14 protein-coding genes are annotated in these 17,053 nt (G+C 71.4%); 5 read left to right on the top strand and 9 right to left on the bottom strand.

From position 1 onward, the window contains the following. Positions 1-357: 357 nt before the first annotated feature. Complete coding sequence (locus ACIBEC_RS13575) at positions 358-915, bottom strand: YbjN domain-containing protein (RefSeq protein ID WP_360496666.1); 558 nt, start codon at positions 913-915, stop codon at positions 358-360. Between the two features lie 378 nt (positions 916-1,293). On the opposite strand from ACIBEC_RS13575, the gene ACIBEC_RS13570 reads away from it, so the two are divergent. Next, entirely contained in the window at positions 1,294-1,578 is a 285-nt protein-coding gene (locus tag ACIBEC_RS13570) for a helix-turn-helix transcriptional regulator (RefSeq protein WP_360496663.1), read from the top strand. Between the two features lie 128 nt (positions 1,579-1,706). Here the strand turns inward: ACIBEC_RS13570 and clpB are convergent, their stop codons facing one another. Together clpB and ACIBEC_RS13560 are read right to left on the bottom strand one after the other, a co-directional pair. Further along, entirely contained in the window at positions 1,707-4,328 is a 2,622-nt protein-coding gene (clpB, locus tag ACIBEC_RS13565; RefSeq protein ID WP_360496660.1) for an ATP-dependent chaperone ClpB, read from the bottom strand. A 99-nt stretch (positions 4,329-4,427) separates the two neighbouring features. Next, a complete protein-coding gene (locus ACIBEC_RS13560; protein WP_360496657.1) occupies positions 4,428-5,357 on the bottom strand; it encodes a LysR family transcriptional regulator in 930 nt (309 codons plus the stop codon). A gap of 71 nt (positions 5,358-5,428) precedes the next feature. On the opposite strand from ACIBEC_RS13560, the gene ACIBEC_RS13555 reads away from it, so the two are divergent. The 3 genes from ACIBEC_RS13555 (at position 5,429) to ACIBEC_RS13545 (ending at position 9,263) form a co-directional block, all read left to right on the top strand. Then, the gene (locus tag ACIBEC_RS13555) at positions 5,429-6,541 is read left to right on the top strand and encodes a TDT family transporter (RefSeq protein ID WP_360496655.1); all 1,113 of its coding nucleotides are present in this window, start codon (positions 5,429-5,431) and stop codon (positions 6,539-6,541) included. 804 nt (positions 6,542-7,345) lie between these two features. Next, on the top strand, positions 7,346-8,341 hold the full coding sequence (locus ACIBEC_RS13550) for a LuxR family transcriptional regulator (protein ID WP_360496652.1): 996 nt from the start codon (positions 7,346-7,348) through the stop codon (positions 8,339-8,341). Beyond that, positions 8,331-9,263: a LuxR family transcriptional regulator gene (locus ACIBEC_RS13545; RefSeq protein ID WP_360496649.1), complete on the top strand. Its 933-nt coding sequence runs from the start codon at positions 8,331-8,333 to the stop codon at positions 9,261-9,263. Before ACIBEC_RS13550 ends, ACIBEC_RS13545 begins: the two co-directional genes overlap by 11 nt. A gap of 970 nt (positions 9,264-10,233) precedes the next feature. On the opposite strand, the gene ACIBEC_RS13540 is transcribed toward ACIBEC_RS13545, so the two are convergent. Further along, on the bottom strand, positions 10,234-10,851 hold the full coding sequence (locus ACIBEC_RS13540) for a hypothetical protein (RefSeq protein WP_051709310.1): 618 nt from the start codon (positions 10,849-10,851) through the stop codon (positions 10,234-10,236). Positions 10,852-11,187: 336 nt separating this feature from the next. Here ACIBEC_RS13540 and ACIBEC_RS13535 point away from each other — a divergent pair, with 336 nt between their 5' ends. Continuing rightward, positions 11,188-11,340 carry a hypothetical protein gene (locus ACIBEC_RS13535; RefSeq protein WP_360496646.1) on the top strand — a complete coding sequence of 51 codons (153 nt, stop codon included), beginning with the start codon at positions 11,188-11,190 and terminating at the stop codon, positions 11,338-11,340. An 83-nt stretch (positions 11,341-11,423) separates the two neighbouring features. On the opposite strand, the gene ACIBEC_RS13530 is transcribed toward ACIBEC_RS13535, so the two are convergent. From ACIBEC_RS13530 to dnaK, 5 genes are all read right to left on the bottom strand, one after another. Beyond that, positions 11,424-12,419 carry a helix-turn-helix domain-containing protein gene (locus ACIBEC_RS13530; protein ID WP_360496643.1) on the bottom strand — a complete coding sequence of 332 codons (996 nt, stop codon included), beginning with the start codon at positions 12,417-12,419 and terminating at the stop codon, positions 11,424-11,426. A 213-nt stretch (positions 12,420-12,632) separates the two neighbouring features. Continuing rightward, positions 12,633-13,163 carry a heat shock protein transcriptional repressor HspR gene (locus ACIBEC_RS13525; protein WP_360496640.1) on the bottom strand — a complete coding sequence of 177 codons (531 nt, stop codon included), beginning with the start codon at positions 13,161-13,163 and terminating at the stop codon, positions 12,633-12,635. 7 nt (positions 13,164-13,170) lie between these two features. Next, on the bottom strand, positions 13,171-14,331 hold the full coding sequence (dnaJ, locus tag ACIBEC_RS13520) for a molecular chaperone DnaJ (protein WP_360496637.1): 1,161 nt from the start codon (positions 14,329-14,331) through the stop codon (positions 13,171-13,173). Between the two features lie 223 nt (positions 14,332-14,554). Further along, on the bottom strand, positions 14,555-15,172 hold the full coding sequence (grpE, locus tag ACIBEC_RS13515; protein WP_360496634.1) for a nucleotide exchange factor GrpE: 618 nt from the start codon (positions 15,170-15,172) through the stop codon (positions 14,555-14,557). Next, positions 15,169-17,016, bottom strand: coding sequence for a molecular chaperone DnaK (gene dnaK / locus ACIBEC_RS13510; protein WP_360496631.1), 1,848 nt, complete (start codon positions 17,014-17,016; stop codon positions 15,169-15,171). Before dnaK ends, grpE begins: the two co-directional genes overlap by 4 nt. Positions 17,017-17,053 lie beyond the last annotated feature (37 nt).

The following is a 17,053-nucleotide window of genomic DNA, read 5'->3' as shown; positions in this document are numbered from 1 at the left end:
CCGAGGCCCTCGCCTTCGCGGTCATCCGAAATTCGAACAAGCAGGATCGCCTTCTTCGGCAGCATTCCGACAGGTTACTCCTGTGGTATCGGAGTGCCCATCCCGGCCAGTCGGCGGTTCAACAGCGGCCTCGTACCCATCAGCGGCTCCTCACGGCTCGTAGTGACGGCCATCCTCTGACGGCCGGCGAGCAATGGAAAGCACGCGCACCCGCCGAGCCCGCCCGGCCCGAGGAGAGGCGGCCCGTCCTGGGACAGCCGGGGGCCGGGGACAGGAACGGCCCGCCACCGACGCGAGCGTGGTGGCGGGCCGTACCGGACGGTGCCGGGGTGTGCCCGGCGGGGTGCCGGGGCGGGATCAGGCCTCGTCGGTGCCCTCGGGGGCCTCGCCGTCCTCGCCCTCGATCTCGTTCTGCAGGCCCAGGCGCTCGACGATCCACTGCTCGAAGCCGACCGCGGCCTGGGTCCAGTTGGCGGTGGTGCTCACGAAGTAGTCCAGGTTGACGCCGGTGCCGACGATCATCTGGGCCTCGCCGATCAGGCGGACCACGCCGTCCTCGTGGGTGTGGGTGTACACCTTGGGCCAGAGGGTCTCGCGGTTCCACTCGTCGATCAGGTCGAGGACCTCGCCCTTCTTCTCCAGCGGGTACGCACGGTCGTAGAACGCGCGCACCGCGAAGAGCTCCTTCTGCTCGCCGCGGAACATGTAGTAGACGCGGAAGCCCTCCCAGGGGGCGGTGAGGTCGCCCTCCTCGTCCACGACGTGCTTGAGCTGCATCTGGTCGAGCAGCTGGGCGACCAGGCTCTGGTCCGGGACGATGATCGGCGGCGGACCGGCCGGGCCGCCGCCCTGGCCGCCGGGCTGGCCGCCCTGGGGCGCGCCGAACGACGGGATGGACGACGGGTCGATGCTCATGGGGGTCCTCTTCCTCAGTGCACGTGGTGGCCGGCAATGAGAGGCCGCCCTTTCCACCTCCCATCCTGCCTCATTCGGGGCCTCGCTCACAGGGGCACCCGGAGGCGCGTCGATCTTCGTTCCGGCGCTGTTCGGGGGTGCTCGACGGGGCTCGCACGGGGCTCGCACGGGGCTCGCGACGGGTGTCGGTCACGGAGGGTGTCCGGGGGTGGGAGGGGGCCGCGTGACGGGGTCTTGAGTGAGCCACGTCACGCGCCCGGCGCACGGGTTCGCCTGCCGTACGGGCCGGATGCGGTTAGCGTGCGACGGAACTCACTTCACGCAAAGCCCGTCCCGCACGGGCAAGTTGAGCTGTTCTGAGTTGAGGGGGGAACAAAAATGGACGGAACGGTGACGGGGGAGGGCGCATCGCTCGGTGCGCTGCTGCGGACCATCCGGCTGGACCGGGGAATGACACAGGAGCAACTGGGTGACGCGACGGGGTTGAGCGTGCGGTCGATCCGCGACCTGGAGCGGGGCGTCTCCTGCCCGCGCGTCTCGACGTTACGGCTGCTGACCCAGACCTGGGACCTGCCGGAGGCCCAGGTGGCCGAGCTGCACCGGCTGGCGCGCAGCTGGCGGGACCGGTCGAGGCGGCGGCAGCGCCGGGGCGCGGCCGACTGACCCTACGGGGGCCCTACGGGGCTCTACGGGGCCCGCTGACCGTACGGGCGCGGTCGACCGAACGCAGCGGCGCGGGCCGCCCTCCTTCCACACGGAAGGAAAAGCGGCCCGCGCACGGCACTGCTTCACTACTTCTCCAGCGGCCCCCGGCCGCGGACGGTGAGGCGGTCGCCTTCCTCGTCCCGTTCGACCAGGACGGTGTCCCCGTCGTGCACCGCGCCGGACAGGATCGCCCGGGCCAGCTGGTCGCCGATCGCGGACTGCACCAGCCGGCGCAGCGGGCGGGCGCCGTACGCCGGGTCGTAGCCGGTGAGCGCCAGCCAGTCGCGGGCGGCCTCGGAGACCTCCAGGGTGAGCCGCCGCTCGTTCAGCCGCTCGCCGAGGCGGGCCAGCTGCAGGTCGACGATCCGGCTCAGCTCGCCGGTGCCCAGCGGCTCGAAGACCACGATGTCGTCCAGCCGGTTGAGGAACTCCGGCTTGAACGCGGCCCGGACGGCGCCCAGCACCAGTTCCCGCTTCTCCGTGTCCGGGGTGGTCGGGTCGACCAGGAACTGGGACCCCAGGTTGGAGGTGAGGATCAGGATGGCGTTGCGGAAGTCCACCGTGCGGCCCTGGCCGTCGGTGAGCCGCCCGTCGTCGAGCACCTGGAGCAGGACGTCGAAGACCTCCGGGTGCGCCTTCTCGACCTCGTCCAGCAGGACGACGCTGTACGGGCGGCGGCGGACCGCCTCGGTGAGCTGGCCGCCCTCCTCGTAGCCGACGTACCCGGGCGGGGCGCCGACCAGGCGGGAGACCGAGTGCTTCTCGCCGTACTCGCTCATGTCGATCCGGACCATCGCCCGCTCGTCGTCGAAGAGGAAGTCGGCCAGGGCCTTGGCGAGTTCGGTCTTGCCGACCCCGGTCGGGCCGAGGAAGAGGAAGGAGCCGGTCGGGCGGTCCGGGTCGGCGATGCCGGACCGGGTGCGGCGCACCGCGTCCGAGACGGCCTGCACGGCCTCCGCCTGGCCGATCAGGCGCCTGCCCAACTCCTCCTCCATGCGCAGGAGTTTGGCGCTCTCGCCCTCCAGCAGGCGGCCGGCCGGGATGCCCGTCCAGGAGGCGACCACATCGGCCACGTCGTCCGGGCCGACCTCCTCCTTGACCATCGGGGCGGAGGCCGCCCCGGGCTCGTGGTCCGCCGTCGCCGCGCGCTCCTGGGCGTCGGTGAGCTCCTTCTCGGCGGCCGGGATCTCGGCGTACATCAGCTTGGACGCCCGCTCGAAGTCCCCGTCGCGCTGGGCGCGTTCGAGCGCTCCGTGCAGGTCGTCCAGCCGCTCCTTGAGCTCGCCGACCCGGTTGAGGCTCTTCTTCTCCTGCTCCCAGCGTGCCGTGAGCACGCTCAACTGCTCGTTCTTGTCGGCGAGATCGCGCCGCAGCCGGGCCAGTCGGTCGACCGAGGCCGGGTCCGACTCCTTCTCCAGGGCCAGCTCCTCCATGCGCAACCGGTCGACGGAGCGCTGGAGTTCGTCGATCTCGACCGGGGAGGAGTCGATCTCCATCCGCAGCCGGGAGGCCGCCTCGTCGACCAGGTCGATCGCCTTGTCGGGCAGGAAGCGGGAGGTGATGTAGCGGTTGGACAGGGTGGCCGCGGCGACCAGGGCGGCGTCCGAGATCTGCACCTTGTGGTGCGCCTCGTACCGGCCCTTGAGGCCGCGCAGGATGGCGATCGAGTCCTCGACGCTGGGCTCGCCGACCAGCACCTGCTGGAAGCGGCGCTCCAGGGCCGGGTCCTTCTCGATCCGCTCGCGGTACTCGTCCAGCGTGGTGGCGCCGACCATCCGCAGCTCGCCGCGGGCCAGCATCGGCTTGAGCATGTTGCCCGCGTCCATCGCGGAGTCGCCGCCGGCGCCCGCGCCGACCATGGTGTGCAGCTCGTCGATGAAGGTGACGACCCGGCCGTCGGAGGCCTTGATGTCGTTCAGGACGGCCTTCAGCCGCTCCTCGAACTCGCCGCGGTACTTGGCGCCCGCGACCATCGCGCTGAGGTCCAGCGCGACCAGCCGCTTGCCGCGCAGCGACTCCGGCACGTCGCCGGCCACGATGCGCTGGGCCAGGCCCTCGACCACGGCGGTCTTGCCGACGCCCGGCTCGCCGATCAGCACCGGGTTGTTCTTGGTCCGGCGGGAGAGCACCTGGACGACCCGGCGGATCTCGTGGTCGCGGCCGATCACCGGGTCGAGCTTGCCGTCCCGGGCGGCCTGGGTGAGGTCGGTGCCGTACTTCTCCAGGGCCTTGTAGGTGCCCTCCGGGTCCGGTGAGGTGACCCGGCTGCTGCCGCGGACGTCCTTGAAGGCGGCGAGCAGGGCCTTCGGCGTCGCGCCCTGGTGCGCCAGCAGCTCGGCGACCGGCCCGCCCTCGGCGGCCAGGCCGACCATCAGGTGCTCGGTGGAGACGTACTGGTCGTCCAGGTCGTCCGCGCGCTTGCCGGCCTCGGTGAGCACCGCCAGGGTGTCCCGGGCGAGCTGCGGCGCGGCGACCGTCGAGCCCATCGCGCTGGGCAGCGCGGCCGACTGGCGGCGCGCCTCGGCGCCGACCCGGGCGACGTCGGCCCCGACCGCCTCCAGCAGGGGCCGGGCGATGCCCTCGGGCTGCTCCAGCAGGGCGATCAGGATGTGCACCGGCTTGACGTCCGGGTTGCCGGCCGCGCCCGCCTGCCGGATCGCGGCGGACAGGGCGTCCTGCGTCTTGGTGGTGAACTTGCTGGCGTCCACTGCTGGGGGGTCCTCCCTCGTCGTCGTTCACTACTGCTGGCTACAGCATGCACTAAGTTGAGTCTATTCCGCTCAACTTTTGGTTCAATCCCCTCGCGCTCAACTTCTGGCTGAACGCTTGGGGGCGTTCCTCCGGGTCAGCACCAGCAGCTCCCGGGCCGGGCCGCTCGGCCGCTGACCGGCCGGCCACACCGCGCGCAGCGGCCGCCGCAGATCCAGGCCCTCCGCCAGCGGCACCTCGACCAGCCGCCGGGTCGCCAACTCCTCCACCACCGCCAGCTCGCTCAGGCAGACCGGCCCCGCCCCGGTCATCGCCGCCGCCTTCAGCGCGGTGGACGAGGCCAGTTCGAGGCGGGGCTGCGCGGCGCCCCCGAACGGCCGCAGCGCCATCTCCAGCACCTCCCGGGTGCCCGAGCCGGGCTCGCGCAGCACCAGCGGGGTGGCCGCCAGCTCGGGCCCGGTCAGCGGGGCGCGGCGGCGCGCCCACGGGTGGCCGGGCGCCACCACGACCACCAGCCGGTCCGCCGCCACCACCGCGCCGGCCAGCCCGGGCGGGGTGGCCGGGCCCTCGACGAAGCCCAGGTCGGCGTGCCCGGCCAGGACGTGCCCGGCGACCTCCGCCGAGTTCGCCGTCCGCAGCGTCACCGCGGTGCCGGGACTGGTCTCGTAGAGCCCCAGCAGCCAGCCCGGCATCAGGTACTCGGCGACGGTCAGACTGGCCACCACCCGCAGCTTGGCGTCCCGGCGCTCGCGCAGCGCGTCGATCCCGGCGTCCAGCGCCTGCGCCGCCTCCACCACCTGCCGGGCCCACTCGACCACCAGCCGGCCCGCCTCGGTCGGCTTGCTGCCCCGGGGCGAGCGGTCCAGCAGCGGAACGCCGATCTGCCGCTCCATGCCCTTGATCCGGGCGCTGGCGGTCGGCTGGCTGACACCCAGCTCGGCCGCCGCCCGTCCGACGCTGCCCAGCCGGGCGACCGCGAGCAGCAGTTCCAGGGCGCCGAGTTCGGGGACGTGCGGGGAGAGGGCCATAGATCCAGGCTATGCCCCCATAGGATCCTCGGCGCTACCGGTGGCCCGCCTTCGGACCGATGGTGGGGAGCATGTCCACCTTGGCCGAGCTCCGCCCCCTCACCCGCCCCGCCGTCCGCCGCTCCCGGTACGACCTCTCCCAGCTCGGCCCCAACTGGTACGCCGCCGTGATGGGCACCGCGATCCTCGGCAACGGCGCCGCCGCCCTGCCCGTACGACTGCCCGGGCTGGTCGGCTTCGGCGAGGTGATGTGGGCGCTCGGCCTGGCCGCCCTGCTGGTGCTGGGCTCGGCCCGGCTGGTCCACCTCACCCGGCACCGCGAGGCCGCCCGCGCCCACCTGCTGGAGCAACCGGCCGTCGCCGTCTTCTACGGCTGCCCGCCGATGGCCCTGCTCTCGGTCGGCCTCGGGACGATGACGGTCGGCTCGCGGGTCATCGGCACCGGCCCGGCCGTCGCCGTGGACGCCGTGCTGTGGGGCGTCGGCACCCTGTACGCGCTGGCCGTGGCCGGCGGCATCCCGTACCTGATGATCACCCGGCACCCGGTCTCCGTGCTGGAGTCCAACCCCACCTGGCTGCTGCCGGTGGTCGCCCCGCTCGTCGCCTCCGCCTGCGGCCCGGTGCTGATCCCGCACCTGCCGGCCGGGACGCCGCAGCAGGCCATGCTGTACGCCTGCTGCGGACTGTTCGGGGTCGGGCTGCTGGCCACCCTCGTGCTGCTGCCGGTGGTGTTCACCGGGCTGCTCCACAGCAAGCTGCCCACCCTGGCGCTCACTCCCTCGCTGTTCCTGGTGCTCGGCCCGCTCGGCCAGTCCGTCACCGCCGTCCACCAGCTCTCCGACGCCGCCCGCCCGGTGCTGCCCGCCCTGGCGCCCGCCATGCTCGACCTCGCCGAGCTGTACGGCGTCGCGGTGATCGGGGTCGCCATGCTCTGGCTGGCTGTCGCGCTCGCCGCCAACCTGCGTGCCCGCCGGGCCGGGATGCCCTTCGCGATGACCTGGTGGGCGTACACCTTCCCGATCGGCACCTGCGTCACCGGCGCCTCCGCGCTCGCCCGGCACACCGGCTTCGGGGGCTTCACCGCGCTGGCCGCCGGGCTGTACCTGCTGCTGGCGGTCGCCTGGGTGCTTGCGGCGGGTGGCACGGCGGCCGGGCTCGCGCGCGGGCGGCTGCTGGCGCGCTGAGGCGGGCGGGCGGACCGTGGGTGCGCCGAGGTGTACGGGCGGACCGCGCCGGGGTCTCGCCGCTGCCCGGGGCGACCGACGCCGCCCCGCTGTCACCGCGCGTAGACACGCAGCTCAGGACCATGCCGCCGTTGCAGGAACGCGCACCCGCAGCCTGACCGGAGACAGCCAACCGGCGGTACCGCCGGGCGCCGCCCGCACCCCCTGCTGGCCTCGGCCTTTACCGGAATCAGTCCCGCCGCCTCCCGCCTCGCGCCCGCCCCGCAGTGCAGGTAACTGCAATTGCGCGAACATGCACTCGGGCGGCACTTGTTCACCGGCCGTCACACTGTGAGGGTGGAGACACGCCAAGTCGCCCGGGCAACCGCAGCCCGACGGTGGCGACTTGCTCTTCGGAACTGACCGCAGGCGCACCATTCCCGCGCCGGTGGAACGTGGGGGAAGAGCGCCGGCCGGGGACCATGTGTGGTGATGGCCCCCGGACCCGGAGCCGTCGAGGCGTTGCTGCTCCGCCTCGACGGAATCGCCGTGGCATTGGCGTGCAGACGGCGGGCCCCGATGTCCCGGTGTGCGACGGCACCCGGGCCCGGGTGCCCGCCGTTCCGACCGCGGTACCGCGGCCGCCCGAGCGCGGACCGCCGGACCGCATGATCACGTCGGACCGCATGATCACGTCGGACCGCGTGATCACGCCGGACCGGCACCCGGTACCGTGAGCCCGCCCGGCACCCGGTACCCGCGGTTCGCGCGGCGGTGGAGCGCGGGCAGCACCAGGGGAGACACGTCCGGCAGGGAGAGTGCGACGTGACGGCGGAACCGGCGGTCGCGCCGCACCAGGCAGGACCCGTGGGCGAGGAACCCGACGAGGCCGCCCGACAGCTGTACCTGGCGATCATCGCCGAGGGCGGCCGCATCCCCTGCGGAGCGGTCGCGGACGCCGACCGGGGCGCCCTCCAACAGCTCATCGACATCGGCCTGCTGATGGTCAACCCGATGGACCGCTGCTACACCGCCGTCAGCCCCCGCTCGGTCAGCGACCGCCTCGGCTCCGAACTCCGCAGCGAGGCCACCCGGTTGCTGGTCCGCGCCGAAAACCTCCCGGGCGCCCTGGACGGCCTCACCCGCGCCTACGACGCGATGCCCCGCCCCTCCGGCCGGGCCGGCGGAGCCGTCCACGTCGAAGGACACGTCCACATCCGCCAGCGGATCTCCCAACTGGTCTCCGACTGCCGCTCCGAAGTCCTCACCGCCCAGCCCGGCCACCGGCCCGCCGACACCCTGCAGGTCGCCCTCCGCCAGGACGTCCAGCTCCTCCAACGCGGCTGCTCACTGCGCACCATCTACCAGCCGATCGCCCTCGCCGAACCGCCCGCCCTCGCCTACGCCGAGGAAGTCACCCGGCACGGCTCCCTCATCCGCGTCCTCGACGAACCCTTCCAGCGGCTCATCGTCTTCGACCGGACCGTCGCCGTGATCTCCGCCAGCGACGACAACAGCACCGCCGCCTTCATCATCGACCCCGCCACCATCACCTTCCTCGTCGGCACCTTCGAACGCGACTGGGCCCGCGCCGACAGCGCCGAAGCCACCGCCGCCCTCGGCCAAGGACCCGCCCGCACCATCCCCGACCGGGTCGGCCGCCTCCTGGCCCGCGGCCTCACCCAGCGCGCCGTCGCCACCCGCCTCGGCCTCAGCGAACGCACCGTCGCCGGCCACATCTCCCGCCTCCGCGACCGCCACGGCGCCCAAACCCTCTTCCAGCTCGGCTGGCTGATGAGAGGCGCCCGCGATGACCGATGAACCCGGCCCGGCCGAGCAGACCCTCTACCTCAATGCCGTCCGCTGCGGCGGCCGACTGCGCCCCGAACGCCTCGCCCCCGCCGACCGCCCCGCCTTCGCCGCCCTCGTCGCCCGCGGCCTCCTCACCACCACCGCCACCGGCTGGACCGCCGCCAACCCGCGCGCCCTCGGCGACCGCCTCGGCGCCGAACTGCGCACCCGCGCCACCCGCCTGCTCCAGCACGCCGAACGGCTCCCGGACGCTCTCGCCCCGCTCACCCTCGCCTACGACGCCGTCCGCCGCCCGGACGGACCCGGCGGCGACCCCGTCCACATCGACGGCAACGCCGACATCCGCCAGCGCATCTCCGAACTCATCTCGGAATGCCAGGAAGAAGTCCTCGCCGCCCAACCCGGCCCCCGCCCCGTCGAGGGCCTCCGAACGGCCCTCGCCCAGGACCTCTCCCTGCTCCGCCGCGGCTGCTCACTGCGCACCATCTACCAGCCGGCCACCCTCACCGACCACAGCGTCCAACGCCAGATCGCCCTCCGCACCCGCCAGGGCGCCCGGGTCCGGCTGCTCGCCGAACCGTACGAACGGCTGCTCGTCTTCGACCGCAAAGCAGCCGTCATCCGCGCCGCCGAGGACCGCAGCCGCGCCACCTTCCTCACCGACCCCGCCGTCGTGGCCCACCTGGTCGCCCATTTCGAACGCGACTGGGCCCGTGCCACCCCCGCCGACCGCCACCTCGAACCCCCGCACCCCACCACCGTCCGCATCGGCCGCCTCCTCGCCCGCGGGCTCACGCAGCGGGCGATCGCCAGCCGGATGGGGCTGAGCGAGCGGACGGTGGCCGGTCACATCGCGCGCCTACGGGAGTCGTACGACACGGAGACGCTGTTCCAGCTGGGCTGGCAGATGAGGGGAGCCCGTGATGCCTGAGCCCGATCCGCCCGACGCCGCCGCCCGTGAGCTCTACCAGGAGATCCTCAGGGAAGGTGGGCGGATCCGCGTCAGCGACATCCGGCCCGAGGACGAACCGGCGGTCAAGCAGCTTGTCGACCTCGGCCTCCTGGTCCTTCGGATCGCCGACAGCGCCTACAGCGCGGTGAATCCCCGGGTTGTCGGCGAGCGCATCGGTGCGGACCTGCGGGAGGAGAGTGCCCGTCTGCTTGTCAGGGCTGCTCTTGTGCCGGATCTCCTGGAGGACCTGGCCCCGGCCTACGACGGGGCACCTCGGCGGAGCCAGTCGGCCGGGGGCGTGCGGCGGATGGCCGACACGGTCGAGATCCGGCACCTGATCTCCCAGATCGCCAAGGACCACCCGCACGAGGCGCTGGCCGCTCAGCCCGGCGGACCGCGGCCGCACGGTCACCTGGCGGATGCGCTGGACCAGGCCCGCCGCTACGTCGAGGGAGGCGGCGTCATGAACACCATCTTCGAACCCTCGGCTTGTTCCGACCCGCGAACCGTCGAATACGCGATGCGGTCGACGCGGGTCGGTGCTCCGATCCGGCTGCTGGAGGGCCCCTTCACCAAGACGCTCGTCTTCGATCGGGCCGTCGCGCTGATCCCGGCCACCGCCGATCACACGGTGGCCGCTGTGGTGGAGGATCCCGCGATGGTCGCCTACCTGGTCGACGTCTTCGAGCGGCAGTGGGAGCAGGCCCAGGTGGTGGACCGGCAGACGCTCGCGGACGGATCCGCCGGGCCCACGGCGTTCGAGCAGGTGGGCCGGCTGCTTGCCCGCGGGCTCACGCAGCGGGCGATCGCCAGCCGGATGGGGCTGAGCGAGCGGACGGTGGCCGGTCACATCGCCCGGCTGCGTGAGCTGTACGACGCGGAGACACTGTTCCGACTGGGCTGGCAGATACGGGGAGCCCGGACGGGGAGTCCGGTGGGTGAGCGCTGCTCAGCCGGTGGCGGCGCCGGTCGGCCAGTAGCCGGGGACCGGGGGCTGCTGCCGGGGGACGTTGAACTGCTCGCCGGGGGCGGTCCAGAAGCCCTCCCGGAGGGAGAGCGCCATGCCGGCCCAGTCGAGGGCGGTCTCCACCGTGTGGTTGAGGGCCTCCTGCGACCAGGTGTCGTCGAACACCAGCGGCAGGACGGGGGCGACCTGCTCGATCGTGGCGATCAGCGGGTTGTGGGTGATGGCCTCGTCGACGAGGAGGACGATCGGCTTCCGCAGCGCCGACGCCCACCCCAGCTCCAGGCTCACGCCGGCCGAGAGCGGCGCTCCCACGTAGGCGAACACGAGGTCCGCGGACTGCAGGGCGCGGAAGTCGGACGGAACGCGGGGCTCCGGTGCGCGGCCGGAGATGGTCCAGGCGTCACTGTGGTGCGCGCTGTACACGGCGGCACCGCTGCGGAGCAGGGTGGTGCGAAGCGTCGTCAGCCGCGTCCGGCTGGCGAGCGTCACCACACTGTCGGCCGGTCCGGTCAGCCGCATCAGCGGCGCGGCCAGGAACACACGCGCACGCCGACCCTCGGGGGCCTGGCTGTCGTGGTGACGCAGGTAGGGCTCGGTCATGTCGACTCCGGGGAAAGGCCGACCGGGTGAGAAACGTGGTGCCGGCGGGCGCTGAGGACAGTGGTTTTCGCGTCGGAGACCCGGTGGAGATTTGGGCGGATATTTGACGGTACAGCGGCAAGTTCGCTATCTCCGTGGGACCGTCGGTGGCGAACTGATCGTCTATCAGTGGTCGCGGTTCCGTCCAGCGATCCGCCCTGTCATCTCGATGCCTGGCAGAGAGATGACGCTCGACGGAGCGGCCGGGAGATGACACCCTTGCGGAACGTACGGCATCATGTGGATGCTAGTTCTATTGGTCCGGTTCACAGAGTTCGAGAGAAGGAGGGTGGGTCCGTGTCCGTACGTCGACTCGTCCGTAAGGCCGCGCTTCCGATCCTCATCGGAGTAGCGGTGCTCACCACTGGTCTTCTCTCCTCCGGCGGCGGGCAGGCGGCCACTGCCGACACCGCAATCGTTGCCGTTGCCGACGACCTGCACTGGAACTGAACCTGACAGCGACTCCTGATCGAGGCGGCGCGCGGAACGGCCGGATCCGGTGCCGCGGACGGGGCGCCTCCGTCTTCCGGCTTTCAGTCGGTTTCTGCTCGCGGTGACCGGCCGAGCACATATCCGAGCTGGAAGAGTGAGTCGACGTTGTGCTCCTCTCTCATCTCCGCGATGTGCCGCGCGAGCGTGCGCTCGCTGATGCCGAGCCTCCGCGCGATGGCCCGGTGGTTGGTGCCGGCCAGCATGAGGTCGATGATGGTCTGCCGGAGCCTGGACACCACCTGGTGCGGGACGGCCCGATTGCCGTCGAATTCCAGGGCTCTGCCCCAGCTCCGTTCGAAGACCTCCTCGATCAGGAAGCTGATGACGGCCGGATCGTGGACGAAGGCGGCGGCGCTGTAGTCGGCGGCGACCGGGATGACGGCCACGCGGCGATCCACGATGATCAGCCGGGCGTACGGTTCGTCCAGCGTCCGGAACTGCCACCCTTCTGCCGTCAATTGCGCCACGTAGTCACGTGTTGGCTGGTGGTAGCGGGTGCTCGCGTGGTAAATCGTCCGCATCGAGGCGCCGTGGCGGAGGATTTCCAGGTCTCGTTCCAGAAACGAGGTGAGCATTTCGGCGGGCCTTGGTCCACCGGGCTGCATGGAAAGTCCTTCCAGGACCCCCGGGGCTGCCGACTGTTGGAGCCTCTGATTAATCAGAGCCTTTCCGTGGACATATTCGACCGAGCCGCCGGTGGTGTCCGGGGCGTGGAATGCCTCGGAGAGGTCGCTGAGATCGGCCGGCAGGGAAACTGCTTTTGACAGCAAATCGAGTGCTTGTCGTTGCCATGCCGAACTCAGGCTGCTCGCGAGTTGTGCCGGATCGGCAGCCAGCAGTGCTCCGGGTTCTTCGCTGTCGGGTATGAGTAGCCCGAGATCAAGCAGCTCTTCGAGAGCGGGGCTTCCGGCAGCCGGGCCGGCGTCCGGAGTGATACGACCGTTTTCATTCACGGCCTGCAGGTAGAGCTTTCGGGCGTCCTCGGACAGGATCCGTGATGCGGCAGGTCCCGTCCCTGCGTGCTCTTGCCCACTCATCTTCGGCTCCTAGTGCTGACCGTCACGTAGTCAACGCGATTGTCGTCTGCTGTGGCAAGGATCTTAGGTGGCGGTGATGAGTCGACTGACGAGAGACGCCTTGCCACAGGTAGATCGACGACTTCTGCCTAGGACAGAACTCTCTCACTGCAAAAGTGCCGCCGGCACCCCCCGAACAGGAGGGGGCCGGCGGCGGTGTCTGTGCGGCCGTGGTCAGCGCTTGGGGCGCCAGACGACGAGGGCGCTGGACTGCGGCGTGGGGGGCTGGTACGGGACGAGGTCGCGGCGGTAGGAGGCGTGGACGGCGGCCTCGCGTTGCTGGAGGGCGGCGGCGGCGCCTTCCAGGGAGTCGGCGAGTTCCGCGACGCGGGACCGGAGGGCGGTGACCTGGTTCTCCAGCTCGATGATCCGCTTGATGCCCGCCAGGTTGATGCCCTCGTCCTGGGAGAGCCGCTGGACCTCGCGCAGTTGCTGGATGTCGCGGGAGGAGTAGCGGCGGCCGCGGCCCGCGGTGCGGTCGGGGCAGACCAGGCCGAGACGGTCGTACTGGCGCAGGGTCTGCGGGTGCAGGCCGGACAGTTCGGCGGCCACGGAGATGACGTACACCGGAGTGTCCTCGGTGAGGACGTACGGCGGCGGGGCCGAGGGGGCCCGGCGGGGGCGGCGGTTGCCGTTGCCGGGCAGGCCTTCGCCGATGCCGGGGCCGATCGGGGTGTCGGGGTTGATCGGATTCATCGGGGACATCTGGTCGTCACGCTCCCTTCGCCGCCCGGAAGAGGGCTGCTCGCGGATCGTCGGAGGCGGTGGCCTCGCGGTACTGCTCCAGGGCGTTCAGCGCGTCGCCGGTGACGTGCTGTGGCACCACGACCTCGACGGTGACGAGGAGGTCGCCGCGGGTGCCGTCCTTGCGGGTGGCGCCCTTGCCGCGGGCACGCATGGTGAGGCCGTTGGCGCTGCCCGGGGGCAGCTTGAGCTTCACGGCGGGGCCGCCGAGGGTGGGTACCTCGATGGTGGCGCCGAGGGCCGCCTCGGGGAAGGTGACCGGGACGGTGACGGTGAGGTTGTCGCCCTTGCGGCCGAAGACCGGGTGCGGGTCGACGTGCACGGTGACGTAGAGGTCGCCGGGCTGGCCGCCGCGTTCGCCCTGGGCGCCCTTGCCCTTGAGCCGGATGCGCTGGTCGGCCTGGACGCCGGCCGGGATGCGCACCTGCATGGTGCGGGCGGAGGTGGCCCGGCCGCTGCCGTGGCAGTCGGTACACGGGTCGTCGACGATCATGCCCCGGCCGCGGCAGTCCTTGCACGGCTCGGAGAGCGCGAAGGCGCCCTGGCCGCGGCTGACGGTGCCCGCACCGACGCAGGTGGGGCAGACCCGCGGGGTGGTGCCGGACTTGGCGCCGGTGCCGTTGCAGGTGCGACAGGGGGCCTGGCTGGTCATCCGCAGCGGGACGGTCGCGCCGTCGACCGCCTCCTCGAAGGAGAGCGTCACCTCGGTCTCGACGTCGGCGCCGCGCCGGGGCTGGGCCTGCCGGGTGCCGCCGCGGTTGAAGAGGCCGCCGAAGACGTCGCCGAGCCCGCCGCTGCCGCCGGCGTTCTGGTTGCCGCTGAAGAGGTCGCCGAAGTCGAAGCTGTAGCTGCCGGCACCGCCGGGTCCGCCGCCGGACCGGAAGCCGCCGTTGGCGAAGAGGCTGCGGGCCTCGTCGTACTCCTTGCGGCGCTTCTCGTCGGAGAGGACGTCGTACGCCTCGGAGATGTCCTTGAACCGCTCCTCGGCCTTGGCGTCACCCGTGTTGGCGTCGGGGTGGAACTCGCGCGCGAGTTTGCGGTAGGTCTTCTTGATCTCGGTGGCGGTGGCGTCCTTGGGCACGCCGAGGACCTTGTAGTAGTCCTTCTCGACATAGTCCTTGCCACTCATGCGTCCACCTCGCTTCGCTCGGCAGCCGCTGAGCGGTACACGCGCCCCTTAACGGTTCGCTCGCTGCGCTCGCTCACGGCTCCCGCCACCTCCCGATGTCCATCGTCACTGTGCTGTCAACAGCAAGGGAACGCAACGCCGTTGACAGCGCGCTGCGGAGCCGGCCGCCGTTCTGGCCGGCGTACGACTCCGCAGCGCACTGGTTGTCAGCTGTCACAGGTTGTCAGCTGTCCGAGCCACCGTCGGACTCGTCCGCGTCGCCGGACTTCGCGTCGGCGTCGCCGACGGTCTGGGTGCCCGGCTGGGGCTCCGCGACGGCGACCATCGCCGGGCGGATGATCCGCTCGCCGATGCGGTAGCCGGGCTGGAGGATCTGCACGCAGGTGTCCTCGGTGACGTCCGAGGAGTAGCTGTGCATCAGCGCCTCGTGCATGGTCGGGTCGAAGGGCTCGCCCTCCTTGCCGAACTGCTGCAGGCCCAGCTTGGCGACGACCGTTTCCAGGGACTCGGCGACGGACTTGAAGCCGCCCGTGACCTCGCCGTGCTCGCGGGCGCGGCCGATGTCGTCCAGGACCGGGATCAGGGACTCCAGGATGTTGGAGACCGCGATCTCGCGGACGGTCAGCCGGTCGCGCTCGACCCGCTTGCGGTAGTTCTGGTACTCGGCCTGCAGGCGCTGCAGGTCGGCGGTGCGCTCGGTCAGCTCGCGCTTGACGGTGGCGAGCTCCTCCGGGGAGCCCTCGGCGGCACCGGCCGCCGCGGCTTCCTCGGCGGCCTTGATCACGGCCTCTTCGGCGGCGGAGTCGTCGCCGGGCTTTCCGCCCTGCGGCTTGTCCGTCATGCCGACGCACCACCCTTGGGCTTCTCGTCGTCGACGATCTCGGCGTCGACGACGTCGTCGTCGGCCTTGGCCTGGGCGGAGTCGTCGGCCGCGGCGGCACCGGCGGGGGCGTCGGCGTTGGCGTAGAGCGCCTGGCCGAGCTTCTGCGCGGTGGTGGAGACCTTCTCCGAGGCCTCGCGGATCGTCGCGATGTCCTCGCCCTTCAGGGCCTCCTTGAGCTCGCCGATGGCGGTCTCGACCTCGGTCTTGACGTCGGCGGGGAGCTTGTCGGTGTTGTCGGCGATGAACTTCTCGGTCGAGTAGACGAGCTGCTCGGCGGAGTTGCGGGTCTCGACGGCCTCGCGGCGCTTGTGGTCGTCCTCGGCGTACTGCTCGGCCTCGCGGCGCATGCGGTCGACCTCGTCCTTCGGCAGCGAGGAGCCGCCGGTGACGGTCATCTTCTGCTCCTTGCCGGTGCCGAGGTCCTTCGCGGCCACGTGCATGATGCCGTTGGCGTCGATGTCGAAGGTGACCTCGATCTGGGGCAGGCCGCGCGGCGCCGGCGGCAGGCCGGTCAGCTCGAACATGCCGAGCTTCTTGTTGTAGGCCGCGATCTCGCGCTCGCCCTGGTAGACCTGGATCTGCACGGACGGCTGGTTGTCCTCGGCCGTGGTGAAGATCTCGGAGCGCTTGGTCGGGATCGTGGTGTTGCGCTCGATCAGCTTGGTCATGATGCCGCCCTTGGTCTCGATACCGAGGGACAGCGGGGTGACGTCGAGCAGCAGGACGTCCTTGACCTCGCCCTTGAGGACACCGGCCTGGAGCGAGGCGCCGATGGCGACGACCTCGTCCGGGTTGACGCCCTTGTTGGCGTCCTTGCCGCCGGTCAGCTCCTTGACGAGCTCGGCGACGGCCGGCATGCGGGTCGAGCCGCCGACCAGGACGACGTGGTCGATCTCGGAGAGCGAGATGCCGGCGTCCTTGATCACGTTGTGGAACGGGATCTTGCAGCGCTCGAGCAGGTCGGCGGTCAGCTGCTGGAACTGGGCGCGGGTGAGCTTCTCGTCCAGGTGCAGCGGGCCCTCGGCGGAGGCCGTGATGTACGGCAGGTTGATCGAGGTCTCGGAGGACGAGGACAGCTCGATCTTGGCCTTCTCGGCGGCCTCGCGCAGACGCTGCAGGGCCATCTTGTCCTTGGACAGGTCGACGCCGTGGCCGCTCTGGAACACCTTGACCAGGTGGTCGACGACCTTCTGGTCCCAGTCGTCGCCGCCGAGGTGGTTGTCACCGTTGGTGGCCTTCACCTCGACGACCCCGTCGCCGATCTCCAGCAGGGAGACGTCGAAGGTGCCGCCGCCGAGGTCGAAGACCAGGATGGTCTGGTCGTCCTTGTCGAGGCCGTACGCCAGCGCGGCCGCGGTCGGCTCGTTGACGATGCGCAGGACGTTGAGGCCCGCGATCTCACCGGCCTCCTTGGTGGCCTGGCGCTCGGAGTCCGAGAAGTACGCCGGGACGGTGATGACGGCGTCGGTGACGGTCTCGCCCAGGTACGCCTCGGCGTCGCGCTTCAGCTTCTGCAGGATGAAGGCGCTGATCTGCTGGGGGTTGAAGTCCTTGCCGTCCAGGTTGATCTTCCACCCGGTGCCCATGTGGCGCTTGACCGAGCGGATGGTGCGGTCGACGTTGGTGACCGCCTGCCGCTTCGCCACCTCGCCGACCAGGACCTCGCCGTTCTTGGCGAAGGCGACGACGGACGGCGTGGTCCGGGCGCCCTCGGCGTTCGTGATGACGGTGGGCTCGCCACCTTCGAGAACGCTGACGACCGAGTTCGTCGTGCCGAGGTCGATGCCGACCGCGCGTGCCATCGTAAATACCTCCACGGAAGAGTTGAGCTTTACGGGC

The organism is Kitasatospora sp. NPDC051164 (assembly GCF_044455625.1).
Classification (GTDB): domain Bacteria; phylum Actinomycetota; class Actinomycetes; order Streptomycetales; family Streptomycetaceae; genus Kitasatospora.
The sequence above is the reverse complement of the archived record's forward strand: the minus strand, read 5'-3'. Positions and strand labels throughout refer to the sequence as shown.